General features: G+C 46.3%; 25 protein-coding genes. 15 read left to right on the top strand and 10 right to left on the bottom strand.

The genetic code is table 11. From position 1 onward, the window contains the following. The first annotated feature begins 2 nt into the window (after positions 1 to 2). The 4 genes from OGY33_RS04610 to OGY33_RS04595 all read left to right on the top strand — a co-directional run bounded on the left by OGY33_RS04610 (position 3) and on the right by OGY33_RS04595 (position 3,788). Entirely contained in the window at positions 3 to 1,490 is a 1,488-nt protein-coding gene (locus OGY33_RS04610) for a recombinase family protein (protein WP_048214608.1), read from the top strand. A gap of 514 nt (positions 1,491 to 2,004) precedes the next feature. After that, on the top strand, positions 2,005 to 2,850 hold the full coding sequence (locus OGY33_RS04605) for a lysozyme inhibitor LprI family protein (RefSeq protein WP_048214609.1): 846 nt from the start codon (positions 2,005 to 2,007) through the stop codon (positions 2,848 to 2,850). After that, entirely contained in the window at positions 2,840 to 3,208 is a 369-nt protein-coding gene (locus OGY33_RS04600) for a hypothetical protein (RefSeq protein ID WP_048214610.1), read from the top strand. The genes OGY33_RS04605 and OGY33_RS04600 overlap by 11 nt, the downstream gene beginning before the upstream one ends. Continuing rightward, positions 3,192 to 3,788 (top strand): hypothetical protein, encoded by a 597-nt coding sequence (locus tag OGY33_RS04595; RefSeq protein WP_048241347.1) that lies wholly within the window; start codon positions 3,192 to 3,194, stop codon positions 3,786 to 3,788. Before OGY33_RS04600 ends, OGY33_RS04595 begins: the two co-directional genes overlap by 17 nt. A gap of 144 nt (positions 3,789 to 3,932) precedes the next feature. Here OGY33_RS04595 and OGY33_RS04590 read toward each other — a convergent pair whose 3' ends face one another. From OGY33_RS04590 to OGY33_RS04575, 4 genes are all read right to left on the bottom strand, one after another. Next, complete coding sequence (locus OGY33_RS04590; RefSeq protein ID WP_032936649.1) at positions 3,933 to 4,622, bottom strand: VIT1/CCC1 transporter family protein; 690 nt, start codon at positions 4,620 to 4,622, stop codon at positions 3,933 to 3,935. Positions 4,623 to 4,757: 135 nt separating this feature from the next. After that, the gene (locus OGY33_RS04585; RefSeq protein ID WP_048214612.1) at positions 4,758 to 5,339 is read right to left on the bottom strand and encodes a cytochrome b/b6 domain-containing protein; all 582 of its coding nucleotides are present in this window, start codon (positions 5,337 to 5,339) and stop codon (positions 4,758 to 4,760) included. Positions 5,340 to 5,777: 438 nt separating this feature from the next. Next, the gene (locus OGY33_RS04580) at positions 5,778 to 6,152 is read right to left on the bottom strand and encodes a cytochrome b562 (RefSeq protein WP_048214613.1); all 375 of its coding nucleotides are present in this window, start codon (positions 6,150 to 6,152) and stop codon (positions 5,778 to 5,780) included. Between the two features lie 115 nt (positions 6,153 to 6,267). After that, positions 6,268 to 7,218, bottom strand: a complete 951-nt coding sequence (locus tag OGY33_RS04575) for a cation diffusion facilitator family transporter (RefSeq protein WP_048214614.1) — start codon at positions 7,216 to 7,218, stop codon at positions 6,268 to 6,270. 556 nt (positions 7,219 to 7,774) lie between these two features. Between OGY33_RS04575 and OGY33_RS04570 the strand changes: the two genes are divergently transcribed. After that, positions 7,775 to 8,389, top strand: coding sequence for a recombinase family protein (locus OGY33_RS04570; protein ID WP_048214615.1), 615 nt, complete (start codon positions 7,775 to 7,777; stop codon positions 8,387 to 8,389). Between the two features lie 227 nt (positions 8,390 to 8,616). Here the strand turns inward: OGY33_RS04570 and OGY33_RS04565 are convergent, their stop codons facing one another. After that, positions 8,617 to 9,168 carry a hypothetical protein gene (locus OGY33_RS04565; protein ID WP_053071023.1) on the bottom strand — a complete coding sequence of 184 codons (552 nt, stop codon included), beginning with the start codon at positions 9,166 to 9,168 and terminating at the stop codon, positions 8,617 to 8,619. Between the two features lie 471 nt (positions 9,169 to 9,639). Beyond that, positions 9,640 to 10,362: a YagK/YfjJ domain-containing protein gene (locus OGY33_RS04560; protein ID WP_048214616.1), complete on the bottom strand. Its 723-nt coding sequence runs from the start codon at positions 10,360 to 10,362 to the stop codon at positions 9,640 to 9,642. Between the two features lie 678 nt (positions 10,363 to 11,040). Between OGY33_RS04560 and ldtB the strand changes: the two genes are divergently transcribed. Further along, entirely contained in the window at positions 11,041 to 11,961 is a 921-nt protein-coding gene (ldtB, locus tag OGY33_RS04555) for a L,D-transpeptidase (RefSeq protein ID WP_008784213.1), read from the top strand. 64 nt (positions 11,962 to 12,025) lie between these two features. Here ldtB and OGY33_RS04550 read toward each other — a convergent pair whose 3' ends face one another. Together OGY33_RS04550 and mntR are read right to left on the bottom strand one after the other, a co-directional pair. Next, entirely contained in the window at positions 12,026 to 13,135 is a 1,110-nt protein-coding gene (locus tag OGY33_RS04550; RefSeq protein ID WP_048226004.1) for an anion transporter, read from the bottom strand. Further along, positions 13,132 to 13,605, bottom strand: a complete 474-nt coding sequence (gene mntR, locus OGY33_RS04545; RefSeq protein WP_003831586.1) for a manganese-binding transcriptional regulator MntR — start codon at positions 13,603 to 13,605, stop codon at positions 13,132 to 13,134. Before mntR ends, OGY33_RS04550 begins: the two co-directional genes overlap by 4 nt. Positions 13,606 to 13,791: 186 nt before the next feature. Between mntR and mntS the strand changes: the two genes are divergently transcribed. Both mntS and OGY33_RS04535 read left to right on the top strand, forming a co-directional pair. Then, positions 13,792 to 13,920 (top strand): manganase accumulation protein MntS, encoded by a 129-nt coding sequence (gene mntS, locus OGY33_RS04540; protein ID WP_003831584.1) that lies wholly within the window; start codon positions 13,792 to 13,794, stop codon positions 13,918 to 13,920. Positions 13,921 to 14,196: 276 nt separating this feature from the next. Next, positions 14,197 to 15,777: a phosphoethanolamine transferase gene (locus tag OGY33_RS04535; protein WP_048214618.1), complete on the top strand. Its 1,581-nt coding sequence runs from the start codon at positions 14,197 to 14,199 to the stop codon at positions 15,775 to 15,777. Positions 15,778 to 15,916: 139 nt separating this feature from the next. On the opposite strand, the gene ompX is transcribed toward OGY33_RS04535, so the two are convergent. Further along, entirely contained in the window at positions 15,917 to 16,432 is a 516-nt protein-coding gene (gene ompX / locus OGY33_RS04530; RefSeq protein ID WP_048214619.1) for an outer membrane protein OmpX, read from the bottom strand. Positions 16,433 to 16,843: 411 nt separating this feature from the next. On the opposite strand from ompX, the gene rhtA reads away from it, so the two are divergent. The 6 genes from rhtA to ybiO all read left to right on the top strand — a co-directional run bounded on the left by rhtA (position 16,844) and on the right by ybiO (position 23,522). Then, complete coding sequence (gene rhtA, locus OGY33_RS04525) at positions 16,844 to 17,731, top strand: threonine/homoserine exporter RhtA (RefSeq protein ID WP_048214620.1); 888 nt, start codon at positions 16,844 to 16,846, stop codon at positions 17,729 to 17,731. A gap of 303 nt (positions 17,732 to 18,034) precedes the next feature. Then, positions 18,035 to 18,538, top strand: a complete 504-nt coding sequence (gene dps / locus OGY33_RS04520) for a DNA starvation/stationary phase protection protein Dps (protein WP_003035253.1) — start codon at positions 18,035 to 18,037, stop codon at positions 18,536 to 18,538. Between the two features lie 365 nt (positions 18,539 to 18,903). Beyond that, positions 18,904 to 19,650 carry a glutamine ABC transporter substrate-binding protein GlnH gene (glnH, locus tag OGY33_RS04515; protein ID WP_003035251.1) on the top strand — a complete coding sequence of 249 codons (747 nt, stop codon included), beginning with the start codon at positions 18,904 to 18,906 and terminating at the stop codon, positions 19,648 to 19,650. A 137-nt stretch (positions 19,651 to 19,787) separates the two neighbouring features. Next, positions 19,788 to 20,447 carry a glutamine ABC transporter permease GlnP gene (gene glnP / locus OGY33_RS04510; RefSeq protein WP_003035248.1) on the top strand — a complete coding sequence of 220 codons (660 nt, stop codon included), beginning with the start codon at positions 19,788 to 19,790 and terminating at the stop codon, positions 20,445 to 20,447. After that, positions 20,444 to 21,166, top strand: a complete 723-nt coding sequence (gene glnQ, locus OGY33_RS04505; RefSeq protein WP_003035246.1) for a glutamine ABC transporter ATP-binding protein GlnQ — start codon at positions 20,444 to 20,446, stop codon at positions 21,164 to 21,166. The genes glnP and glnQ overlap by 4 nt, the downstream gene beginning before the upstream one ends. A 118-nt stretch (positions 21,167 to 21,284) precedes the next feature. Further along, entirely contained in the window at positions 21,285 to 23,522 is a 2,238-nt protein-coding gene (gene ybiO / locus OGY33_RS04500; protein WP_191238730.1) for a mechanosensitive channel protein, read from the top strand. Here the strand turns inward: ybiO and rlmF are convergent. Next, the gene (gene rlmF, locus OGY33_RS04495) at positions 23,519 to 24,445 is read right to left on the bottom strand and encodes a 23S rRNA (adenine(1618)-N(6))-methyltransferase RlmF (RefSeq protein WP_103015137.1); all 927 of its coding nucleotides are present in this window, start codon (positions 24,443 to 24,445) and stop codon (positions 23,519 to 23,521) included. The genes ybiO and rlmF overlap by 4 nt on opposite strands. 211 nt (positions 24,446 to 24,656) lie before the next feature. Here rlmF and mcbA point away from each other — a divergent pair, with 211 nt between their 5' ends. Next, on the top strand, positions 24,657 to 24,917 hold the full coding sequence (gene mcbA / locus OGY33_RS04490) for a DUF1471 family periplasmic protein McbA (RefSeq protein ID WP_003035239.1): 261 nt from the start codon (positions 24,657 to 24,659) through the stop codon (positions 24,915 to 24,917). Positions 24,918 to 25,021: the final 104 nt, after the last annotated feature.

Below are 25,021 nucleotides of genomic sequence, written 5' to 3'. Positions count from 1 at the left end.
TTATGAAACAAAACGGGCAAGCATACTCTTACATAAGATTCTCATCAAAGAAGCAAGAACAAGGCGACTCCGTAAGACGTCAAACTGAGCTTGCTGAACAGTACGCACATGCGAATAGTTTGATTCTATCAGATAAGAACTTTCAAGACCTCGGAATCTCAGCATTCAAAGAGGGAAACAGACCTTCACTCGGTGACATGCTTGAAGCAATCGAGAAAGGTCAGATTGAACAGGGTTCGACTATCATCATTGAATCGTTAGACCGCCTGAGTCGCCGAGGCATCGACGTGACTCAACAGATAATTAAGTCGATCCTGCAACACAACATCTTTATCGCTTCACTGGTTGATGGTCTATTATTGAACCAAGAATCTGTCAACGACCTCGTAAGTGTCATCAGGATAGCCTTGGCAGCGGACCTTGCCTATAAAGAGTCCGAGAAAAAATCGCAGCGCCTACGTGAAACGAAAAGACAACAACGACAACGAGCACTAAACGGTGAAGTTATCAACAAAATTCTGCCTTTCTGGTTAGAACGGAAAGAAGATAAATTTTATTTTAGTGACAGAGTGGATTCGGTCATAAGAATCATTCAGTTACGACGAGAAGGATTTGGAACAAATAAAATCGCTAAAGCGCTAAACGACGAAGGTCATCGACCATTACGTTCTACTGGCTGGAATCATACAACGGTTGGAAAAACAATAAACTCGGTTGCACTTTACGGTGCATATCAAACATCTGAGACGACTAAAGATCGGAAAGTCATTCTGCTTGATATCATAGAGAATTATTATCCTGCAGTTATCAGCAAAGAAGAATTCATGCTTTTACAGTCTGATCAGAAACAAAACAAGCCTGGATATAAGTCGGAACACAATGCCTTCGCTGGAATATTAAAACACGAATGCGGGGGTTCTCTTGTCAGAAAATTCCACGTTGCTTCTGGAAAAACATATCAATACCATGTTTGTGCTAATGCAAGAGATGGAAAGTGTAACATAACGAAAAATTTTAAAAATATAGAAATAGCACTTTATCGGATAATGAGAAAACTGAAACTTGAGAAAAGTACCAATCTTGATGGGGCATTATTGATAGAGCGAGACACAATAAAATTAAAGATTCAGGAGCTAAATAATATGCTTCTCACTGAATCCAAGATCCCGACAAGTGTAATCCAAACGATAAATAACCTTGAGGATAAATTGCACGAACTTGAAGAAAAAATCAAGAAACAGAATAGTATGATTATCTCAGAACGGGCATTTGATTTGAATCTATTGCAGGAGATTAAAGACCCACAAGAACTGAACATGATGCTTAAGCGAGTTATCGAACAGATAACCGTTTATAATATAGGTAAAAAATGGAGAATAAAAGTTCTGTACAGAAACAAACACGTTCAGAGCTTCCTTTGGGATGGTGAAAAAATTAGTTTTATTACTGATACTAAAGAAATATTAGATCTCGTTAATTCTTGGGTCTAAAATGAATGTCTATCCATCGCTATAACGCCATGAATCGCTCTGTATCTTGTCAGAGCGATTAAAGCAGGCGTGGGCATTATTTAATACAAAAACCCCGTAAAACTCGATACAGTGCGTTTTAGAGCAAGGGGGCTAAATTACATTATCCATTACGTCTACATACTGATCCCATTGTTCCGCTTCTTATCGAAACACCTCTATAGTTGCTGTAACTCCCCAGGTAAGTTGAATGTAATCCCCTTCTTTGGGAATACTCGATACTAACCCGCCCCTCCCCACCTTAACATTACGCATATCATTCCTTGAAAAACCATTAAATACAATAATCTTCGTAGCCATGCCACCTCTTCTACCCACATCAATCGATCGATTTTATAGATCAATATACAATTATTGATAGATTTTACAGATCAATGTAAAATCAAGTCTCTCAGACTGATTTCGGTTCGAAATCAACCAATTTACGTTTACTGAAGAGTCGCAGTTTTTCGATAGCACAAGGAAAGACATACGCATGAAGCCAAGAAAACTCTTTATAATCATCACGTTGAATGCTTTTTTGATTTCAAGCAGCGCTACAGCAGCCTCAGATAACCGCATCAGTTTCCAGAATATTGATACCGTGGATGACCTTATGGCGCTCCCAGCAAGTGAACTTTGCCTGAATGGTGGACCTACGTCAGATGACATAGAACTCATATTGCTAAATGGCCCCTTGGCACGTTCTATGTATCAAAATGACCCTACGGCAGCACGGATGGTCATTAATGAACAATCCGCAAACATTAAAACCAGAATCAAAGAAAAGTGCTCAAATCCAGATAAGCCCGTGCGTAAGTTAACGAAAGGAATGTTTAAGAACGGAGACGATGTGTGCAAACGTGGAGCGCCGACGATAGAAGAAGCTAAAGTATTCATTAACGAGTCGGACGACCCTGAATTGAATATTGATAAACAATTGCAAGCCATTCCTTATGAATATCGCCTCATATTGGAAGAAGGTGCGAAATTAAATGGGTATACACTTCGTGAAATGTTTATTGAGGATATAGCTACGAAGATCTCAAAAAGTTGGGAAAAAGCGTGTGCTGATAAATCATATTTTCAGAATAAAGCAAAGAACATCACAACCGCTCATGACAAGCTAACAACACCGCATTCCCCGGAAGAAGATTATCGTATTGCGGATAAAAAGCTTAACGATACATGGAAAGAACTACCAACTGAAACACGTAAATCTTTGCTACCATCGCAACGAAAATGGATCAAACAACAGGCTACCTGCAATCAGGATGTTCAATGCTTAATTGACATGACCAATAAGCGCATCACTGAACTGGAGGCTGAAAATGCTAATTAATGATTTAACCGTAGTATTGGTCCATGACCATTTAGCACAATCACCGGGCAATACCTACCAAGGAAAATACACAGTAGGGCGATTTCATCTGACAGATTCGTTCATCGTTGGATATATGAAGCTGATACATGGAATCGAAATACCTGACTCATGGATCAGTAGCTGCTTCACAAACATATCAGATACCGATACCCGTAAGGTTATGTATATGGAAGGCTGCGACATTTTATCGAAACATATTATGAATGAAATCCGTAGTTCCGTGAAGTCTCCACCTGACAACGTAAAAATATACCGTACTGGCGAACATGTTACCAAAATAGAAATCATGGAAGAACGAAATGAAATCATCTTATGAACGTTATATTAAAAAATCAGTCTTAACGGCTGCTATCTCCTTCGGATTTTTCATGTTGAATGGGATAGCAATCACACCATGCCAGGCTAAAACCCCTCAAATAGTACCCACATCAGATGCGGATGCAGTGTCTTTACAACAAGCAACAAAATCCCCCAGACCTTCTGTGATTGATATCCTACCGAGACTGTATACGACTGAAGAGGTTTATGCGCGATTTAAAGAACATGAGTTCCGGGCAACGAACGATTTCAAAAAATGCCGATTGATGGTTACTGGTAAAATAGAAAACATCAGTACTGTTACATTCAGTAAAAAACCATTAGTTACATTGGATATTTCTGGTTCGAATGAAGGACTAAAGTTTATTTTTGAAAATACAGATTATGATAACGATAAGGTAGCAGCGTTAAACGTGGGAGATACAATAATTATTGCCGGATTGAATGCACGACCGGGTACATTTGAAGGTATTTTTTTAGATAATTCGCAAATCATGACTGGTATGATTTCAAAAAAGAAAAGGCAAATGTTGGCTGTGAATGGTGGAGTCTATGATAGGGAGATTTGTCATAAGTAACATTATTTATACTCTTCAAATGCAGGGGCCAAGCCCCCTGCATCTTTCATCAATGGACACTGTACCAAGCGGAATAAAACCTGTAAGGAGCTACATTGGCGATTTTTTTTGATGACATACGACTCGAAATATCGCGACAGAACATTAAAGCAGGACCTGCCCTGCGAAATGGCCAATCCCCATCGACAAAAACATAGCCAGTGTACTCCAGAACATAATTCTTATGATCGCCCTGACAGGAGGTGCTTTACCTACAACAGAGGATATATAACCAAGGACCACCAGTGAAAAAAGGGTGGAAAGGATAATAAACAAAAAAACCTGCTTTGGAGGAGATAACCATGCAACTATTAAAGGTAACACAGCACCAGCAGAAAAACTCAGAGCAGAAAAGACAGCAGCCTGAAGGGGCTGTGCAGAGTTTGTATCCGTCAGCCCAAGTTCTTCACGGGCATGAGCATCCAGAGCATCTCTCGCCATGAGCTGCTCTGCAACCTTATAGGCAAGCACAGGATCCAGTCCACGTTGTATATAAAGTGAAGTCAGTTCCTGCATTTCACCTTCATAATCGGTTTCCAACTCCCTTTTTTCCTGAGCAAGTGCAGCGTTTTCGGTATCAGCCTGAGATGAGACTGAAACATATTCTCCCGTTGCCATCGACATAGCACCAGAAACCAGTCCGGCAACACCAGCAAGTAAAACTCCCGAAGAACTGGTGTTTGCTGACGCAACACCAAGGACAAGGCTTGCTGTCGAAACAATTCCGTCATTTGCCCCCAATACAGCCGCCCTAAGCCATCCCACTTTTTCGATGCTGTGTCGTTCAAGATGCATATCTTTGCTTTCCTTCAACTACGCACACTAATCGGAATTACGGACATATAAGAATGCCTTGACAGATAATTAAACTATTGTAGTCAATGTTATCCAGCCATTACAGCACACTTTATTAATCATCAATCTATCACACTATTCCGTAACGGAATTTTTCCTTTGGCTACGGATGGTGAGAAATATATGCAGCAACCCCATCGAACCATGCGCCCAGAAATAGGTTTCAATAAATACAGTCAGAAACTTATGCAAATTCAGGACACTTTCTGTCAGCACTGGCGACATTCCAGGAATTGTATTGAGTGCAAACCAGAAACCACCACATGATGCAACGCCCAATAGCGCAAGTACACCAAGCCCCTGGATCAAGGCAGCAATCCCACCAGCATGAGCTTCAGGGAGACGGAATGACATCAGCATTTTGATATCTTCAACCACACCTCGAAAATCAAGGGTCAGCCAAGCAAAATAGTAATGAAATCCTCGTTGTGTCAGCATCCATGCAAGCATGATTAACCCAAGAACAATCAGTGATAATCCAGTGATAACATGGAACCATGTAACGAACCCTGTGAGAGTATAGTCACTGAGAGCATCGCTTTCGGTAAGATTTGAACTAACAATCTGCAATAAAATCAATACAGCTACGATGATATGAAGCACACGTAGAAATGGTGTGTCTTTGTGAGGGAGAGCATTACGTAAATTTTCATTCATAATTTAGCCACTTTGTTAGGGGTGGTTGACCAAATCAATATGCTTTTTATTAACGAAACCTTAACTTATCGGAACTAAACAATACTCTTTAATCAGAAAATGGTATCTAAACCTATAGTACATCACATCTGTAATATGAAGACATTACCATGAAGAAGTGTTTTTCCAGCCAAGAGATCATCAGTATGCTTCCGTGAAGCACGAAGCGGGTATATCTGCCCCGTGCAACATCAATAGGACTTAGCTTATGTTGAGGCAATATGTAGCATCGGTAAGCATGTTTGCGACCCCTACATTTTTATATGTACTGAGCAGATAAGATAACGTATTAGAATTTCTTCACCAGGGCATAACTATCCATTTTAATACAAGCAGGTATATCATGGCAGTTCCGGGATATCTTTCCAGCATATCTACTTTCTCCTGATAGTTCCCGGTTCAGTCAACGCCAAGTTTATTATGGTATTTTCTCATCATACTGCCCAGTTTCTGTGCTGCAATTTTCCCAGCGTCAAGACCTTCCTTTTCAGCGGTACTTTCAACAGCAGTTACCTCATCAATCAGAAGAGACATACCTGCAACATACGTTTCCCTGTCATACCCCTCTATCGGGCCGTTCAAGATGGACTCTGCTGTTGATTTCAGATCCTGCATATCTTTCCTGAAAGATGTAACATCCTCCTCCTTAAGTGCTGCACGGTAGCTTTTATTCATCATCTTCATGGCATGTTCAACACCGTCAGAACCAGCCATTACACTGGTAGATAAAAGAAGGGCTGTTCCTATTATAACAGTATGCATAATTTTTCTCATAATAACTCCATATTGTTTACTATCATTTAAAAAACATCACAACCCGAAGTTGCAACATTGAACAAAGAAAATAATTACTTGCCAATTTCCCCGAAGAAAATAAGCATTAAAATTATTATTTATGATTATTTACACTTCCGTAATCAAGGTCACTTCCCTCCTTAAAATAAGGGTCAACATGTGTCATAACATTTAATACATGATGATTATCTAAAACTGATTTCCTGGCCAAAACAGCAATGTCATGCCCTACTTTCACTGATAAATTACCATCAATTTCCAGATGAACATCAACAACAACAAGGTCCCCCATTTTTCTGGTCTTGAGGTCATGGATGCCTTCGACCCCAGGAGTGGATAGTAATGTTGTTTTTATACTATTTTCAGTTTCAATATCTACGGCCCTGTCCATCAAGTCATGAAGCGAATCTGACATAAATGAATATCCCATTCTGGTCACAATAAGTCCCACAACCAGTGCAGCTACCGGATCAAGCAATTTAAAACCTGATAAACTACCAATAATACCAATAGCCACCACCAAAGATGAGGCAGCATCAGAGCGGGCATGCCAAGCATTTGCAACCAGCATAGTGGATTTTACTCGGGTTGCTACTGCCAGCATATAGCGAAAAAGAAGCTCTTTGATAACCAGTGCAGCTAAGGCTACCCACAGAGCAACAATATGTACCTGAGGAATATCATCTGGCTGTTGCATTTTATTTGCTGCTGACCATAACATCCCGATGCCAACAATGAATAAAATTGTCCCCAGAATTAATGATGCACCATTTTCATAACGATGATGTCCGTAGTGATGGTCATCATCGGGATTTTTTTTACTTTTATGATTAGCAATAAGCACCACAAAGTCTGAAACTAAATCAGACAGAGAATGGATACCATCCGCGATAAGCCCCTGAGATCCGGAAAATACACCAGTAATCACTTGCCCGGATGTCAGAAAACAATTAACAAGCACACTAACCCAAGTACTTTTACGGGCCGCGATGAAACGCTCATGAGAACTAATATCAATATCATCCGTAAATTTGTTTACCTGCACCAGAAACTCCTTATAACAGCATCAACAGTTAATACTAAACAGACTATCCTTCCCGGACAGGTTCTGTGGTGAAAATATAATAATTGGTGAGATTTATTCCTGTAAAGGACGTGCCATGTTTGCGATGACATTCATTTATCATAATTTTTAAACATTAATTTATTCTTAACAGAATATGAAAAAATTGACAGTTACCACAACTATACGCTTACGTTCAGTGTATACGTATTCGGCAAACTAAAATTATTTTACAGGTTATTATGGCAGATGATAAAAACTGGTTATGTAGATGCTAGACTATTCAGGTCCCCAGTAGTGGCTCGCTGTAATTGATAAAGACCTACTGAAATGCAAACTGAGTGGTTCAGTTACAGGAACTGACTACATCGTATAACCCAAGCAAGATCTGAGAACATTCAGTACAACATCTCTTTTAGGTATACCTGATAAAGACCATGACACAAAGTCTCAATAGGGTTATATTTAATTCTATTGACAGCAAAACGACGTAATGTATCATATGGGTGTTGAATTGATATTTAAAAGAGAATCCATAATGAATGTCCGTATCTACTGCCGTGCATCTACTGAAGGCCAACATGCTGATCGTGCATTAGCTAGCTTGCGCGAATTTGCGCAAAGCAAAAACTGGTCGGTTGCCGGAGAATACATTGAGAATGCAAGTGGTGCGAAGCTGGAGCGTGTGGAACTAATGCTTCTCCTCGAAGAAGCACAACCCGGCGATCTGCTTCTTATTGAAGCAATTGACCGTCTCAGTCGTCTTCAGCATGAAGAATGGGCTGAACTCAAAGCCACGCTGAACAGTAAAGGACTGGTTATTGTATCAATGGATTTGCCAACAAGCTGGCAGATGGTTGAAATGTCCGGTAATGACCTAACCAGCGGCATTCTTCGGGCAGTCAATGCTATGCTGATCGATATCCTTGCGACAATGGCACGACAAGATTATGAAACCCGCCGTAAACGCCAGGCACAGGGGATTGAGAGAGCAAAACAGGCAGGTTTGTACACGGGGAAAGAAAAAGATATGGAAGCCCGTGAGACTGTTCGCGAAATGCTGGAACAGAACGTTAAACCAGCCCACATAATGAAAGCAGCAGATATCAGCCGTGCCACATTTTACCGAATCAAGAAGGAATTAATAAACTAATTTCATTCGATTCTGACCAGACTGTGTAATTGAACCAGATTTGACTACCCATTTGCTTTTTATCTTGGTGAATGTCTGATGTGTGCCAAGCGGGCATTGCTGGCATCACAACGTGTTAATCAACGGGTAGCAGTTCAGGCGGCATATGTCGCCATAACCCATCTAACTCGTACAGCCCGCCATATGCGTTATTTTCCGATGGTCACTGTTAATAGCATTGTCTCTCGTCATGAATACCGGCGTTTTAGTCGGGAGTCCAGCCTTTCTGTTTCATCCATGACTTTGATGTACTCTTTGGCTAATTTCGGTGGCAATTCAATACGCCCATGTTGGTTCGCTAGATCACCGGTATTTAAGATTTCAAAACGTTTTCTAGCAAGGTACAACCATCTGATCACATCAGGATCATTTACCAGAGCCTGACGGATATTATCTACCTGTTGACCCTTATAAATCCGCTTGCTATCTGGGAGAAACAGAATGTTGTCCGTATGATAAGGATATGGGGTGATATCCAGCATTTCTCCAGCATCATTCTCCCAAATACAGTGGAACTCAGCTTCAATATAAACTCCAGGAACCCACCAGATAGCCCAACCGTAAACAGCCTTACCCCCATTCTTTTCGATCACCATTTCAACATTCGGAAAGCAGTCCATCACTTCAGCTCCCGGGAAAGGTTCATTGTTAATCAATACAGCGTGAGCATCAGGAACAACTTGCAGACAAAAATTCAGGGTTTCAGGCGCATCTAGCTGTGCGGGTATTGGGTGGCGCATAGTATTTCCTTATATTAGAAACAGATGGAACATTTATAGTAAAACGACTTACAGAAAATGTCATCGTTAGCGAGATTCTGAATTACGAGCGAAGCGAGATTCTGAATTACGAGCGAAGCGAGTTCCGTCAAGCGAAGCGAAGACGGACAGTTAACATTGGTTAAGAAACAGTCAAAAAACTACATTTTTCTCTATATATAAAATATAAAAATTTAAAAGTGTAGTTATGTAGGTTAGACACTCACTTCGTTCGTGTCCCTCGCTTCGCTCGGAATTTTGAAGTAATGTATGAATCTAAAAACAATGCTATTATCGTTGAACTATCATGCAACTGACCGAAGCATAAAGTTAATCAGGTCTTATTCATGCCTTAAAACGCCCTGAGCGCTGCTGTAAGCGATTTCCATAATATGGGTAATGCGATGATATACCTTGCAAAGAAAACCGCTCTACGGGCTTCCTGTGCGATATTTACGAGTTCAGTGCTTTACTATTCAATTTTGATGTTGAATACAAGCGCGTTCCCTTCCCTGTTTGCGACTTCCCGCGTTCTTTGGCTAGGTAAGAAAGCCAGAATACCGGGTCATTAAGTGATTCAGGAGCATCTCGATGAATGACGTAGTGATCGGGATAAGCTTTAGTGGACTTAGACAAGTTTACCAGCGTTGCATTACCACCTGTCAGTTTCATCCAGATTTCCGTAATAATACCTGCGATCCCTCTTTCTGGCGTTCCAAACCACCTTACCGAACGATGTGGAAGTGCAATCCAGCAATGGTAATGTGGCTGTGAAGCCTTTTCCTGTTCGCAAACCCAACCGTAAGCAAAATCGATGATAGGTTCCGATAAGCCGTTGTTATTGGATGCCAGACATGAACGTAACCGTTTGAACAGTTGACGTATGTATTCGTTACCAACGTCAGCAGAAGTGAATTCTGGCAGATGAAGATCAAAGCGGGTAAGAAACACTCGACTGTATCGCCTCTGCATTGCTTTTAATTCGGTGATCATCGCCATAAGTATATCTTGGCGAACACCAGATCCGGTTCTTGTGTTAATCGGATATTGGTGATCATCATGAACAAAAGACTTGCCATCAATTGCTTTGTAACGACCGTGTTCATGGTAGACAGTACGAAAGCAAGTTGTCGAAAAAATCGACGATTGGAACAGGGTTTGAGATTGTTGCATCATTGTTAAATCAACCTTTTTTTGTACTCAGAAAGAGATCACACCTCCTAAACAGTTATTACCAAAAACCACGGTAAAACGAGAGCATTTGCGATACCGCAAAGCCGCCTTGTATCTGACGTTGGGGATGTTTTCGAGGGGGGAAATACTACGGAACAAAGTTTACAAAAATATTTATCCAACCTTTAATTTTATCAGAATGAGAACAAATTGCGCAATACAAATTTTTATTTGGACCAGGCAGCGTATCAGACTTTGCTCGTTGTCCTTCCGAATTCTTGGGGTGGGGATGGCTAAAACCACCGGACCAGTATGAGGTTATTGGCCCAATGAAACCAGAATGTTTGAACAACGAAGACTAACCAATGCTCTCAGGAAGACAGAAACCTCTCTCCATTACTTAATTTCCCCCTTTGAAACTATATTGTGACGTTGCTGGAAACTAACACAGGCGTATCCTGAAAGAGAAAGAAATATGTGACAAACCGCTTATTATGCCATAAGTCTGCAAGAAGATCGCGTCTTCATGCGGAAGGGAAAAAGTGAAACCAAAAGGAAAAAAATGTGATTTAGTACACATCCGAATTCCTTGTTGCTCAGATTGCACATATAATGCGTGCCCAACACTACATAAATCTCAACCCACTAGCCTGCCTGGCACTGAATCTCGCATACATGAATATGAATATGAAATTAACAACGCTTTTCGCGGCGGCACTCGCAATAGTTGGTTTTTGTAATACCGCTTCAGCCGTCACGTACCCGCTGCCGACTGATGGTAGCCGTTTGATTGGCCAAAACCAGGTCATTACTATTCCTGAAGGCAACACCCAACCGCTGGAGTATTTTGCGGCAGAGTATCAGATGGGTCTGTCTAACATGCTGGAAGCCAACCCGGGCGTGGATACCTTCCTGCCGAAAGGCGGCACCGTGCTGAACATTCCTCAGCAGTTGATCCTGCCGGATACCGTGCATGAAGGTATTGTTATCAACAGCGCTGAAATGCGTCTGTACTACTACCCGAAAGGCACCAACACCGTAATTGTTCTGCCGATCGGTATCGGCCAGCTGGGCAAAGACACGCCAATCAACTGGACAACCAAAGTAGAACGTAAAAAAGCAGGCCCAACCTGGACGCCAACGGCGAAAATGCATGCGGAATACCGCGCTGCGGGCGAGCCGCTGCCAGCCGTTGTTCCGGCAGGTCCGGATAACCCGATGGGACTGTACGCGCTGTATATCGGTCGCCTGTATGCCATCCACGGCACCAATGCTAACTTCGGCGTAGGCTTACGCGTCAGCCACGGTTGCGTGCGTCTGCGTAACGACGACATCAAATTCCTGTTTGAAAATGTGCCAGTCGGCACCCGTGTACAGTTTATTGATGAGCCGGTAAAAGCCACTACCGAACCAGACGGCAGCCGTTACATCGAAGTACATAACCCACTGTCTACGACTGAAGCACAGTTCGAAGGCGGAGAAATCGTACCGATTACCCTGACCAAGAGCATTACCAGCATCACCGGCCAGTCTGACGTCGATCAAGCCGTCGTTGAGCAGGCGGTACAGAACCGTTCAGGTATGCCGGTTCGCCTGAACTAAGCACATACCTAAAACGAAAAAGGCGGATGATTCATCCGCCTTTTTTATTACCTCAATGCCGCTATTACATTAATAACAACAAACCATACCCCACCAGCGCCGCCCATATCAGCATCGGTACCGAATACCAATGAAAACGCCACCAGATCCGTCGGTCGTTTGCCATCCGTAACGCAATGAGATTCGCCAGCGATCCCGGCAACAGACCAAAGCCGCCCACATTAACCGCCCAGGCCAGCAGCAGCGTCGGCGGGACATAGTTCAGCAGCAAAATCGTACTGGGCACATTACTGATAAACTGCGACAGGCCAATAGCCGTTAACCAAAGTCCCGGTGCTGAGAGCGTGCCAATCTGGTGGGAAATCCCCTGCAAGGCCGGGAGCTGCGTCAGCAAATGCACATCAATGAACATCGCCATAAATACTAACAGCAACGTCCAGTCCACGCTGAGGATCACGCGACGCGCCAGTACCATGAACCCTGCCGCCACAATAGCCAGCCCCCACAGCTCTTGCTTTAACTCCAGCGCCGCCAGGAAGATGATATACAGCGCCAGACAACTCCATACCAGGCGTGGTTGCCAGTCAGGCGCGCGCGTACCGGTATGATAGTGCAACGCTTTATGCGGGAAACTGAACCAGCACAGCACCACCAGCGTCAGCATCATGGCCCCCGCAAGCGGCGCCATTTGCCAGGTAAACGCGGTAAACGATAAGCCTGAGCGTCCCCACATCAGAATGTTTTGCGGATTACCTATTGGCGTGAGCAACGATCCGGCGTTTACCGCCAGCGCCTCAAAGATAATCAGGCGATTCACCGGAATGGCACATAATTTTTTCAGGGTGATGGTCAGCGGAACAACAATAAACAATGCAACGTCGTTGGTCAGAAACGTCGACAACAACGCCGCCGCCAGCACCATAAATATCGCCAGCTGGCGCTCTGTTTTGAAGCGGCGGGTCATCTTGCGACCTAACACATCGAAATAACCGCTTAGCTCCACGCCTTTGGTCAGTAACATCAGGCCGCTAAGCGTGATTATCGTGTGCCAGTCAATCGCCCCTGGCCAGGACCGGGGCGTAAATGGCGTGAACAGACTCAGTACAACCCCAACGATGATTAACAGCTGGAAAAAACGATCGCGCTGTAAAGCACGTAATAAAGGAAAACTCATTCAGAGCCCGTTCCTTGCTGTTGCGTAAACCGGCTAAAAGCCTCCAGCGTTTCCTTACTAACGTGATGCTCCATCCCCTCCGCGTCGCGACGGGCAATTTCCGGGCTGATGCCTAACATCAACAGGAAATTTTCCACAATCTGATGACGTTCCCGGCTCTCCTGGGCTAGTCGTTCACCTTCTGCGGTTAAAAACACCCCACGCCACGGGATCATTTCAATCAATCCGACTGAAGCTAGGCGCTTAAGCATTTTAGCAACCGTCGGCTGGGAAACCCCAAGTCGCGCTGCCATATCCACCTGGCGCGCTTCACCTACCTCAATAATGAGATCGGAAATCAGCTCTACGTAGTCATCAATCAGTTCGCGGCGATGCGCCTCCCGGACCTGACGAAATCCTTCAACGTGTTCTTCGACATTCACCAATTGCGTCACTTTTTTTGTTGTTGGCATACCTGCGCGACGACTCATTCTGCTTCCTCGTTACTGTGACGCGTTAACGGCATCTGATTAGAGAGCGCTCATTGTAAACCAGAGTTGCGTGGGCACAAAAAATTAACGTTTTAGCAATAGCTATATAATATAGCCTGTGCTATATCTGTATATAATAAAGACATCCCTCAAGGACTGATGGGATCGTGAAGTCAGGAGGTTTACATGAATGAATTTAAGAGGTGTATACGCGTGTTTAGCCACTCTCCCTTTAAAGTACGGTTAATGCTGATCTCTATGCTGTGTGACATGATTAACAGCAAACCAGAGCAGGATAAACCTTCAGAAAAATAATGCGGCGTCGCGGTACGCCGCTTCATTTTCCTGCCGTCATTCGGGTACGGTGGTGGTTTTCGTCTCAATAACCCTTCTTTTTGTCAGTTTTGCCACGTCCCTCGCAAAACAATTTCTTTGTAGTAGTTGACCTTCTCTTGCGCACACTCTATCTTTTCGCAGCCCTGCGTATATTGCGGCTCGCGGATGCGGACCCTATCCCTCTTCTCGCTCTCTCAGGCAGGCAATGACCCTTAGCGCCAGGGTAAGCACATGGCGTTTTTGTAACAGTGGCATATGAATTTAACCCTCAAAGATTCAATCATTGCTCGTAGCCGAGCGATTAGTCCGTGGACTGGCCTCTATTTCTTACAGTCTTTGCTGATCAACCTTGCACTGGGCTATCCGCTTAGCCTGCTCTATAGCGTTGCTTTCACCTGCATATTGATGCTGCTGTGGCGTAGCGCGCCGCGCGCGCAGAAAGCACTGATTGGCATTTGCTCACTCATTGCAGCAATGTACTTTCCGTTCGGCCAGGCTTATGGTTCACCGAACTTCAATACCTTGCTGGCGCTGCACTCAACCAATATGGAAGAGTCAACCGAGATCCTGACCATCTTCCCCTGGTACAGTTATCTGGTTGGAGTGTTTATTTTTGCCCTTGGCGTTATCGCCGTACGCCGTAAAAAAGATGTGCAGCAGCGCAGCTGGAATAAGTTCGACAGCATTTGTTTGCTGTTTAGCGTTGTCGCATTCTTTGTTACCCCGGTACAAAACCTGGCCTGGGGCGGCGTGTTCAAGCTGAAAGACACTGGCTATCCGGTTTTCCGTTTCGCCAAGGACGTTATCGTCAATAACAACGAAGTGCTCGACGAACAAGAGCGTATGGCGAAACTGTCGAGCGTAAAAGACAGCTGGACGGTAACCGCCGTTAAACCGAAGTATCACACCTACGTCGTGGTGATCGGCGAAAGCGCCCGCCGCGATGCGTTAGGGGCGTTTGGCGGCCACTGGGATAACACCCCGTTTGCCAGCTCCGTTAACGGCTATATCTTCGCGGATTACATTGCGGCCAGCGGTTCAACGCAAAAATCGCTCGGCTTAACGCTTAATCGGGTAGTGGATAATAAACCCCAGTTCCAGGATAACTTTGTCACCTTGGCTAACCGCGCGGGCTTTCAGACATGGTGGTTTTCCAATCAGGGACAGATTGGTGAATACGATACGGCCATCGCCAGCATTGCGAAGCGCGCTGATGAGGTTCAGTTCCTCAAAAGCGGTGACTTCGAAGCGGATAAAAACACCCGTGACGAAGCGCTGTTGAAGATGACTGCCCAGGTGCTGGCAACCGAGCGCACCCAGCCACAGCTCATCGTGCTGCATTTAATGGGCTCGCATCCGCAGGCCTGTGACCGAACGCAGGGTAAATACGAGACTTTCGTCCAGTCAAAAGAGACATCTTGTTATCTGTACACCATGACGCAGACAGATGACCTACTGCGCCAGCTTTACGAGCAGTTACGTAACAGCGGTAATAGCTTCTCGATGGTCTATTTCTCCGATCATGGCCTCGCGTTTAAAGAGCGGGGAAAAGAGGTGCAGTACCTGGCGCATGACGATCAGTTCCAGCAGAATTTCCAGGTGCCTTTTATGGTGCTGTCGAGCGATGATAAAGCGCATCGGGTGATTAAAGCCCGTCGCTCCGCCAATGATTTCCTCAGCTTTTTCTCGCAGTGGACGGGGATAAGCGCAAAAGAAATCACCAACAGCTACCGCTTTATCTCAGAGAAAAAAGCCGGGCCGGTGTACATCACCAACTTCAAACTGCAGAAGGTGGACTACAACCATCTGGGTACCGATATTTTCTCAACCAAATAATACGTTGTCGGCCGGATAAGGCATTTTGCTACCGATGCCTGATGCGCTGCGCTTATCAGGCCTACAACGACATTCCTTCCTGCATTACACGCAAAAAAAATCCGCCCCAAGAGGCGGATTTTTCATATCACCGAAGTGATTAGAAGCGGTAACCCACGCCAGCAATCCAGGTGCCAACGTCAACGCTACGAATACGGCTCTGCTCGTAGGAGAAGTCCAGAGCAACGTTTTCGATCGGGTTGAACTGCAGACCAGCACCGTAAGAGAAACCGTAGTCGCTGGTGCTGTGGTTGTCAGCCGGAGATGCTGCGTTCTGGAATTTACCGTAACCAACACCCACTACACCGTAGATGCTTGCCCAGTCGTTCAGACGGTAAGCCGGACCAGCAGTGATGCCGTAGTATTGGGTTTTGTTGTAGTCGCCAGAAGCATCGGTACGATCTTTTTCAGTGTAAGTGAAGGAACCGATAACACCCAGCGGGTTGTTGTCCTGCTCGTAGCGATACTTCAGGTTGAAACCGTTCATTTTGTTCGCTGCGCCCTGAGCATCGCTCTGAGCGTAACCACCGGTAACGGTAGAAGTAGCAGCTACAGCAGTACCTGCGGAGAAAGCCAGAACAGCGGCCAGTGCTGAAAGACATGCAATTTTTTTCATAACCACCTCAAATGTGCTTCAAGTAAATCTTAAGTTTTAAATATACCAAAAATTGATGGGAAACTCTTTGCGATTCGCGATGTCTAACGGGGTCTTTCATGTAACAGAACATTTCAAAAACCCGCTATCTCTTTCAATTAACATCACTTTTTCAACTGAAAATACCATTATTGCGCGCACAATATGGCACATTCATCCAGAACATTCCTAATCACACAGATTATTAATCCATCATTTTCATGCCATTGTACGGAACTGAGCAATTTTTTTTTCAACGAATACTCAACCAGTTGAGCGTAATTCCATTACACTCGCTGTTTTACTTTTCTATACATAAAGTCATCTGCGTCGTAACAATGCTGAAGCGTGGCACAGATGGAGACGTGTAATCATCATTTGACAGGAGAAAGGATGCCGGGGTTGTCACGTAAAGCGCCAGTCTGGTTGCCTATTTTGGTTTTGCTTATTGCTATGTCCTCCATTCAAAGCGGAGCATCACTGGCAAAATCGTTGTTCCCACTCGTCGGTGCGCCGGGCGTTACCGCGCTGCGCCTTGCGCTGGGTACGATCATCCTTATCGCTTTCTTTAAGCCCTGGCGTTTACGATTCGCCAAAGAACAACGCCTGCCGCTACTGTTTTATGGCCTGTCTCTGGGCGGGATGAACTACCTTTTCTACCTGTCAATCCAAACCGTCCCACTGGGAATCGCCGTGGCGCTGGAATTTACCGGCCCGCTCGCGGTAGCGCTGTTTTCATCCCGACGCCCGGTGGATTTCATTTGGGTTGCGTTGGCAGTGCTCGGGCTTTGGTTCCTGCTGCCTCTGGGTCAGGACGTTTCTCACGTAGATTTAACCGGCGCAGCGCTGGCGCTGGGGGCTGGCGCCTGCTGGGCCATCTATATTCTTACCGGGCAGCGAGCCGGGGCGGAACACGGTCCGGCAACCGTCGCGGTAGGGTCATTCATTGCAGCACTGGTATTTGTTCCAATCGGCGCACTCCAGGCCGGAGATGCCCTGTGGCACTGGTCCATTCTGCCGTTAGGTCTGGCCATTGCAGTCCTCTCTACTGCGCTTCCCTATTCGCTGGAGATGATTGCTTTGACGCGCCTGCCTACACGTACTTTCGGTACATTGATGAGCATGGAACCCGCGCTGGCAGCGGTTTCCGGAATGATCTTCCTCGGTGAAACACTGACGCTTATCCAGACGCTTGCTCTGGGCGCCATTATTGTCGCATCAATGGGCTCTACGCTTACTATTCGTAAAGAGCCACAAATAAAACAAGTCGACGTGAATTAACCACGTATTATTCTGCATGGTTTGCATAATCATGCAGAATATCCAATTGTAAATCTGCGTGATAATAATTCTAAAAAATATAATTTTCTCATCCGCATATTTCATTTAATCTTAAAATTAACATAAAAATAACACCACGCAAGTAACAATACACTCATCACATTGATTTTATTTGATATTTTATATTTACCCTCTTCTTCGCTATTAAAGTGATAGGCAACACCGGAAACAAAAATCCAAATTTAGCGCTATACTTAATTCCGTTGAAGAGTTGGGACATAAATATCAAGAGGATATGAAAATATGAGTACCGCGAAACTGGTAAAAACAAAAGCATCCGCCCTCCTTTATACCCGCAACGATGTATCTGATAGCGAAAAGAAAGCGACCGTAGAACTGCTGAATCAGCAAGTAATCCAGTTCATTGACCTGTCATTGATCACCAAACAGGCTCACTGGAACATGCGCGGTGCAAACTTCATTGCAGTACATGAAATGCTGGATGGCTTCCGTACAGCCCTTACCGATCACCTCGACACCATGGCTGAACGCGCCGTACAGTTGGGCGGTGTGGCACTGGGCACAACTCAGGTTATTAACAGCAAAACGCCTCTGAAAAGTTACCCGCTGGATATCCATAGCGTACAGGACCACTTAAAAGAGCTGGCCGAACGTTATGCCGTAGTTGCAAACAGCGTACGTAAAGCTATCAGCGAAGCAAAAGACGAAGATACCGCGGATATCTTTACCGCAGCTTCTCGCGACCTCGATAAATTCCTGTGGTTTATCGAAGCCAACATTGAGTAACAGCAGGCATAAGAATTACCTATATAACCCTCGCTTCGGCGGGGGTTTTGCACATCTATGGTGCATAACATTGATCATTCGTCACTCCAAAGTAAATTATTTGTAATAATCACCTCACACAATCGTTAACGAAAGATTGTTTTATCAACAATTTTTACGCTAAATAGTCATACCGTTTGCACCGTGACTGGTTCGCACCAAATGAGTGCCCCAAAACAGTGCAGATTATTCGCTATGCCCTACTTATTGTGCAGAAAAACGAGACACCCTCTTGTTAAAACAATGAGTTGCAAAATTGGCACGATTTTTTCATTAAGCCATATGTTCTCGCAGGGGATCGCCCCGTGGATATAAAAGGAAATCCTATGAAGTCTGTATTAAAAGTTTCACTGGCTGCACTTACCCTGGCTTTTGCGGTGTCCTCCCATGCCGCAGATAAGAAACTGGTTGTCGCAACCGACACCGCGTTTGTACCGTTTGAATTCAAACAGGGTGACAAATACGTTGGTTTTGATGTGGATCTGTGGGCTGCCGTGGCCAAAGAACTGAAACTGGATTATGAACTGAAACCGATGGATTTCAGCGGCATCATCCCGGCTCTGCAAACCAAAAATATCGACCTGGCACTGGCAGGTATCACCATCACCGATGAGCGTAAAAAAGCGATCGACTTCTCCGACGGCTACTACAAAAGCGGTCTGTTAGTGATGGTGAAAGCGAATAACAACGACGTCAAAAGCGTAAAAGATCTGGACGGTAAAGTCGTTGCAGTTAAGAGCGGCACCGGTTCCGTTGATTACGCGAAAGCGAATATCAAAACCAAAGACCTGCGTCAGTTCCCGAATATCGATAACGCATATATGGAACTGGGCACCAACCGCGCAGACGCTGTACTGCACGACACACCAAACATTCTTTACTTCATCAAAACAGCTGGCAATGGTCAGTTCAAAGCTGTAGGCGAATCGCTGGAAGCCCAGCAGTACGGTATCGCCTTCCCGAAAGGCAGCGATGACCTGCGTGAAAAAGTGAACGGCGCGCTGAAAACGCTGAAAGAGAACGGTACTTACAACGAAATCTACAAAAAATGGTTCGGTACTGAACCTAAATAATAACCGGCAGCGTTGCCCGGTGGCGTGATGCTTACCGGGCCTACGCCTGGATTTTTGAGACCTGTAGGCCGGATAAGCACAGCGCATCCGGCAAAACGGGCATTTGAATATTTACACCACGGTAACAGGAACGACATATGCAGTTTGACTGGAGTGCCATCTGGCCCGCCATCCCGCTTTTGATTGAAGGCGCCAAAATGACCCTGTGGATCTCGGTCCTCGGTCTGGCTGGCGGTCTGATAATCGGACTTGCAGCAGGGTTTGCGCGCACTTTCGGCGGTTGGATCGCCAACCACGTAGCGCTGGTGTTTATCGAAGTCATTCGCGGTACGCCAATCGTTGTGCAGGTAATGTTTATTTACTTCGCTCTGCCAATGGCATTTAACGATTTACGCATTGACCCCTTTAGCGCCGCCGTTGTCACCATCATGATCAACTCCGGGGCCTATATTGCGGAAATCACCCGCGGTGCGGTGCTCTCAATCCATAAAGGGTTCAGCGAAGCCGGTTTGGCGCTTGGACTTTCACGCACAGAGACTATCCGCCACGTTATTTTACCCCTCGCACTGCGTCGTATGCTGCCACCGCTGGGCAACCAGTGGATCATCAGCATTAAAGATACCTCGCTGTTTATTGTCATTGGCGTCGCTGAACTGACCCGTCAGGGCCAGGAAATCATTGCCGGTAACTTCCGCGCACTGGAAATCTGGAGCGCCGTTGCGGTGTTCTATCTGATCATTACGCTGGTGCTGAGCTTCATTCTGCGTCGTCTGGAAAGAAGGATGAAAATCCTGTGATTGAATTTAAAAACGTTTCTAAGCACTTTGGTCCAACTCAGGTGCTGCACAATATTGACCTGAACATTCAGCAGGGCGAAGTGGTGGTGATTATCGGTCCGTCCGGGTCCGGTAAATCTACCCTGCTGCGCTGCATTAACAAGCTGGAAGAGATAACCTCCGGCGATCTGATCGTCGATGGTCTGAAAGTAAACGATCCGAAGGTAGACGAGCGCTTAATCCGTCAGGAAGCCGGAATGGTGTTTCAGCAGTTCTACCTGTTCCCACATCTGACGGCACTGGAAAACGTCATGTTCGGACCGCAGCGCGTACGCGGGGCGAATAAAGAACAGGCCGAGAAACTGGCGAAAGAGCTGCTGGCAAAAGTGGGTCTGGCCGAACGTGCACATCACTACCCTTCTGAACTGTCCGGTGGTCAACAACAGCGTGTGGCTATTGCCCGTGCGCTGGCAGTAAAACCGAAAATGATGCTGTTTGATGAGCCAACCTCAGCACTCGACCCGGAACTGCGTCATGAAGTTCTGAAAGTGATGCAGGATTTGGCGGAAGAAGGGATGACCATGGTGATTGTGACCCACGAAATTGGCTTTGCCGAAAAAGTGGCTTCACGCCTGATTTTCATTGATAAGGGACGAATTGCCGAAGACGGTAATCCGCAGGCCCTGATTGAAAATCCCCCCAGCCAACGCTTACAGGAATTCTTGCAGCACGTTTCCTGATAGCTCAACCTCCCTTCGCCCGAAGGGAGGTTTTTCACCAGAATCCTCTCATTTCAATTCCCTCCCGCTCTGACATCTATACTTATCCTTTTGAATTTATTTTCTCATGGGAGGAGTCATGCGCTGGATCTTGTTCATCTTTGTTTGTCTGCTGAGTCTTCCGGCTCAGGCGGTGACAATACCTGGCGTCACCTCGCCAACGTCAACCAACGCACAAGCCGCGCCAACGAAAGAGCCGGATGTTGAACAGAAGAAAGCGGCCTACGGCGCACTGGCGGATGTGCTGGAAAATGACGCCTCGCGGAAGGAACTGATCGATCAGTTACGCAAAGTGGCGACAGCGCCCCCTGCCGAGCCGGTGCCAACCATTGTTCCACCCACATTAACAGAAGAAAAAACGGTGCTGGAAAACGTCACGGATGTCACACGGCACTACGGTGAGGCGCTCTCCAGCCGCTTTGCCCAACTTTATCGCAATATTACCGATGCACCGCACAAGACCTTTAACCCGCAAACGTTCACCAATGCCCTGACTCATTTTTTAATGCTGGCGGCGTCAGTGTTCGGGTTTTACTGGCTGATCCGCCTGTGCGCGCTGCCGCTGTATCGCAAAATGGGGCAATGGGCGCGGCGGAAAAACCGCGAACGCAGCAACTGGCTGCAGCTTCCAGCAATGATCGTTGGCGCATTCATTATTGATTTGCTTCTGCTGGCGCTGACATTGTTTGTCGGGCAGATACTGAGCGACAGAATGAACGCCGGCAGTCGCACCATCGCCTTTCAGCAAAGCCTGTTTCTCAATGCCTTTGCCCTGATTGAGTTCTTCAAAGCCATTCTGCGTCTGATATTTTGCCCAACAGTGGCCGAACTGCGTCCGTTTAACATTCAGGATGCCGGTGCGCGCTACTGGAATCGGCGTTTGAGTTCATTAAGCAGTTTGATTGGTTACGGGCTTATAGTTGCCGTTCCCATTATCTCCAATCAGGTCAATGTGCAGGTCGGCGCGATGGCCAACGTCATCATCATGCTATGTATCACGCTATGGGCGCTGTACCTGATTTTCAGAAACAAGAAAGAGATAACGCTGCATTTACAGAATCTGGCAGAAAGATCGTTAGCTTTTTTCAGCCTGTTTATCCGCGCCTTTGCGTTGGTATGGCACTGGCTGGCCAGCGCCTACTTCATTGTGCTGTTTTTCTTTTCGCTGTTTGATCCGGGCAACAGCCTGAAATTCATGATGGGCGCTACGCTGCGCAGCCTGGTAATCATTGGAATTGCCGCCTTTGTTTCCGGCATGTTTTCCCGCTGGATAGCCAAAACTATTACCCTTTCGCCACACACCCAGCGCAGCTATCCGGAACTCCAAAAGCGGCTGAATGGCTGGCTGTCGACGGCGTTAAGCGTGGCCAGGATCCTGACGGTGTGCGTTGCGGTCATGCTGCTATTGAATGCCTGGGGACTGTTCGACTTCTGGAACTGGCTGCATTACGGCGCAGGAGAAAAAACGGTGGATATTCTGATCCGTATCGCGCTGATTTTATTCTTCTCCGCCATCGGCTGGACGATCCTTGCCAGCCTGATTGAAAATCGTCTGGCTTCCGATATTCACGGACGCCCGCTACCCAGCGCTCGTACCCGCACCCTGTTGACGCTGTTTCGCAACGCGCTGGCGGTGATCATCAGCACGATCACCATCATGATTGTGCTGTCGGAAATTGGCGTTAATATCGCCCCATTGCTGGCCGGGGCCGGGGCGCTGGGGCTAGCAATCTCTTTCGGCTCGCAAACGCTGGTAAAAGATATTATTACCGGGATTTTTATTCAGTTTGAAAATGGCATGAACACCGGCGACCTGGTGACCATCGGTCCACTCACCGGTACGGTTGAACGAATGTCCATTCGTTCTGTGGGCGTGCGTCAGGACACCGGGGCGTACCATATTATTCCCTGGTCATCGATAACGACCTTCGCCAACTTTGTGCGTGGAATTGGATCGGTCGTCGCCAATTACGACGTAGACCGCCATGAGGATGCGGATAAAGCGAATCAGGCGTTGAAAGACGCGGTTGCTGCGGTGATGGAAAAAGATGATATTCGCGGGCTGATTATCGGCGAACCGTCGTTTGCCGGGATTGTAGGATTAACCAATACGGCATTCACGCTACGGGTCTCGTTTACCACCTTACCGCTGAAGCAGTGGACGGTACGTTTTGCGCTCGACAGCCAGGTGAAGAAATACTTCGATCTGGCCAACATACGCGCCCCGGTACAGACGTATCAAGTGTTACCTGCACCAGGGAATGGTCCTGCGTCGGCGGCAAGCGAACCACTACCGCCAACCGAGCCAACGCTTTAGCGTTTACGCGCCATAAAACGACGACGCTGATCGTTATCCATAAAGGTCCAGGCAATAAAGCGACTCTGCTTTTGTCCCTGGGCCATCTCTTTCTTGACCACTTTCACCGCGCCCGCATCCGTTAATGCGTGGTACAGCGGAGGCAAGTTCTCGCCGCGAGAAACCAGTGTAGTAAACCACATCACCTGGCGACCAAAGGCCTGGCTTTCAGCAATCATTTTCTTGATGAACGCCACTTCACCGCCTTCACACCACAGCTCCTGCTGCTGTCCGCCAAAGTTCAGTGCATCGTCTTTGTCCTGTCCCAGATTACGGCGTTTGCGCTCGCTTCCGGCACGGGCTGAGGCCGCAGAATCATGGAATGGCGGGTTACACAATGTGGCTTCATACTGCTCATTTTTGTGAATGATGCCGTTGAAGATTGCCGTTGCATCTTTCTGGCGACGCAGACGAATAGCACGGGTTAATCCCGGATTGGCGTTGACGATCGCCTGAGCGCTGTTAAACGCTTCGCTACTGGTTTCACTACCCGTGAATCGCCAGCCATATTCATGCACGCCGATCAGTGGATAAATACAGTTTGCCCCCACTCCCACGTCCAGCACGCTCGCATTTGCCGGAATGGTTCCGCTGGTTTCACCCAACAGGTCGGCCAAATGGTGTATGTAGTCAGCACGACCAGGCACCGGCGGGCACAGAAAACCATCTGGAATATCCCAGTTTTTCACCGCATAAAAATGCGCCAGCAGTGCTTTATTGAGCGCCTTTACTGCCTGCGGATTCGCGAAATCAACACTCTGCTCGCCGCCGGGCGTGAGGGTGAGAAATTGCGTCAGCTCGGGCGTAACCTGGCATAAAGTCGCAAGATCATAACGGCCATTGTGGCGGTTGCGTGGGTGTATTCCCGGTTTCTGGGGGGACATAGCATTCTCCTTTTAACAGCGGCGTAAGATACCCGCATAACGCCACGCGGTAAACACACTCATCAAGGAAATTTGATTTTTTATGCCTGTTTCATGGCAAATAAATCGTTCAAAAAACAGACGACTGATCATCGATTTTTTGCGGTAAATATCATCCGCAGGCGGCCTAAACTTATCAGGCACCACCTGTTGTTTCTCAGAGGATATCACCATGAAGAAATGCCTCACATTACTTGCCGCTACCGTACTTACCGGCATGACATTTGCCTCCTTTGCTGCACAGCCATACACCAGCCCAGCTACCGGTCAGCTACAAGCTTCCGGCACCGTATCCGCTACCGGCGCCTCTAATCTGAGCGACCTGGAAGACAAGCTGGCAGAGAAAGCGAAAGAGCAAGGGGCAAAAGGCTTTGTCGTTAATTCTGCTGGCGGTAAAAATCAGATGTACGGCACCGCAACTATCTATAAGTAACCCCCTTCCTTAGCCCAACTGCATTCGTCCCGGATGCAGTTTTCTGCGCGCTGTTCACTTCATTGCAGTTCAATTTGTAATCAATATGTTGGCATTTTGAATCC

This window comes from Citrobacter sp. Cpo032 (assembly GCF_030332975.1).
In the GTDB taxonomy this organism is placed as follows: Bacteria; Pseudomonadota; Gammaproteobacteria; order Enterobacterales; family Enterobacteriaceae; genus Citrobacter; species Citrobacter portucalensis.
Note: the sequence above shows the minus strand (reverse complement) of the source record. Positions and strands in the feature narration are given on the sequence as shown.

Coding starts and splice junctions, on each gene's coding strand:
- OGY33_RS04610 (WP_048214608.1), top strand. CDS start 3: ATGAAACAAAACGGGCAAGCATACTCTTACATAAGATTCTCATCAAAG.
- OGY33_RS04605 (WP_048214609.1), top strand. CDS start 2,005: ATGAAGCCAAGAAAACTCTTTATAATCATCACGTTGAATGCTTTTTTG.
- OGY33_RS04600 (WP_048214610.1), top strand. CDS start 2,840: ATGCTAATTAATGATTTAACCGTAGTATTGGTCCATGACCATTTAGCA.
- OGY33_RS04595 (WP_048241347.1), top strand. CDS start 3,192: ATGAAATCATCTTATGAACGTTATATTAAAAAATCAGTCTTAACGGCT.
- OGY33_RS04590 (WP_032936649.1), bottom strand. CDS start 4,622: ATGCATCTTGAACGACACAGCATCGAAAAAGTGGGATGGCTTAGGGCG.
- OGY33_RS04585 (WP_048214612.1), bottom strand. CDS start 5,339: ATGAATGAAAATTTACGTAATGCTCTCCCTCACAAAGACACACCATTT.
- OGY33_RS04580 (WP_048214613.1), bottom strand. CDS start 6,152: ATGAGAAAAATTATGCATACTGTTATAATAGGAACAGCCCTTCTTTTA.
- OGY33_RS04570 (WP_048214615.1), top strand. CDS start 7,775: ATGAATGTCCGTATCTACTGCCGTGCATCTACTGAAGGCCAACATGCT.
- OGY33_RS04565 (WP_053071023.1), bottom strand. CDS start 9,168: ATGCGCCACCCAATACCCGCACAGCTAGATGCGCCTGAAACCCTGAAT.
- OGY33_RS04560 (WP_048214616.1), bottom strand. CDS start 10,362: ATGATGCAACAATCTCAAACCCTGTTCCAATCGTCGATTTTTTCGACA.
- ldtB (WP_008784213.1), top strand. CDS start 11,041: ATGAATATGAAATTAACAACGCTTTTCGCGGCGGCACTCGCAATAGTT.
- OGY33_RS04550 (WP_048226004.1), bottom strand. CDS start 13,135: ATGAGTTTTCCTTTATTACGTGCTTTACAGCGCGATCGTTTTTTCCAG.
- mntR (WP_003831586.1), bottom strand. CDS start 13,605: ATGAGTCGTCGCGCAGGTATGCCAACAACAAAAAAAGTGACGCAATTG.
- mntS (WP_003831584.1), top strand. CDS start 13,792: ATGAATGAATTTAAGAGGTGTATACGCGTGTTTAGCCACTCTCCCTTT.
- OGY33_RS04535 (WP_048214618.1), top strand. CDS start 14,197: ATGAATTTAACCCTCAAAGATTCAATCATTGCTCGTAGCCGAGCGATT.
- ompX (WP_048214619.1), bottom strand. CDS start 16,432: ATGAAAAAAATTGCATGTCTTTCAGCACTGGCCGCTGTTCTGGCTTTC.
- rhtA (WP_048214620.1), top strand. CDS start 16,844: ATGCCGGGGTTGTCACGTAAAGCGCCAGTCTGGTTGCCTATTTTGGTT.
- dps (WP_003035253.1), top strand. CDS start 18,035: ATGAGTACCGCGAAACTGGTAAAAACAAAAGCATCCGCCCTCCTTTAT.
- glnH (WP_003035251.1), top strand. CDS start 18,904: ATGAAGTCTGTATTAAAAGTTTCACTGGCTGCACTTACCCTGGCTTTT.
- glnP (WP_003035248.1), top strand. CDS start 19,788: ATGCAGTTTGACTGGAGTGCCATCTGGCCCGCCATCCCGCTTTTGATT.
- ybiO (WP_191238730.1), top strand. CDS start 21,285: ATGCGCTGGATCTTGTTCATCTTTGTTTGTCTGCTGAGTCTTCCGGCT.
- rlmF (WP_103015137.1), bottom strand. CDS start 24,445: ATGTCCCCCCAGAAACCGGGAATACACCCACGCAACCGCCACAATGGC.
- mcbA (WP_003035239.1), top strand. CDS start 24,657: ATGAAGAAATGCCTCACATTACTTGCCGCTACCGTACTTACCGGCATG.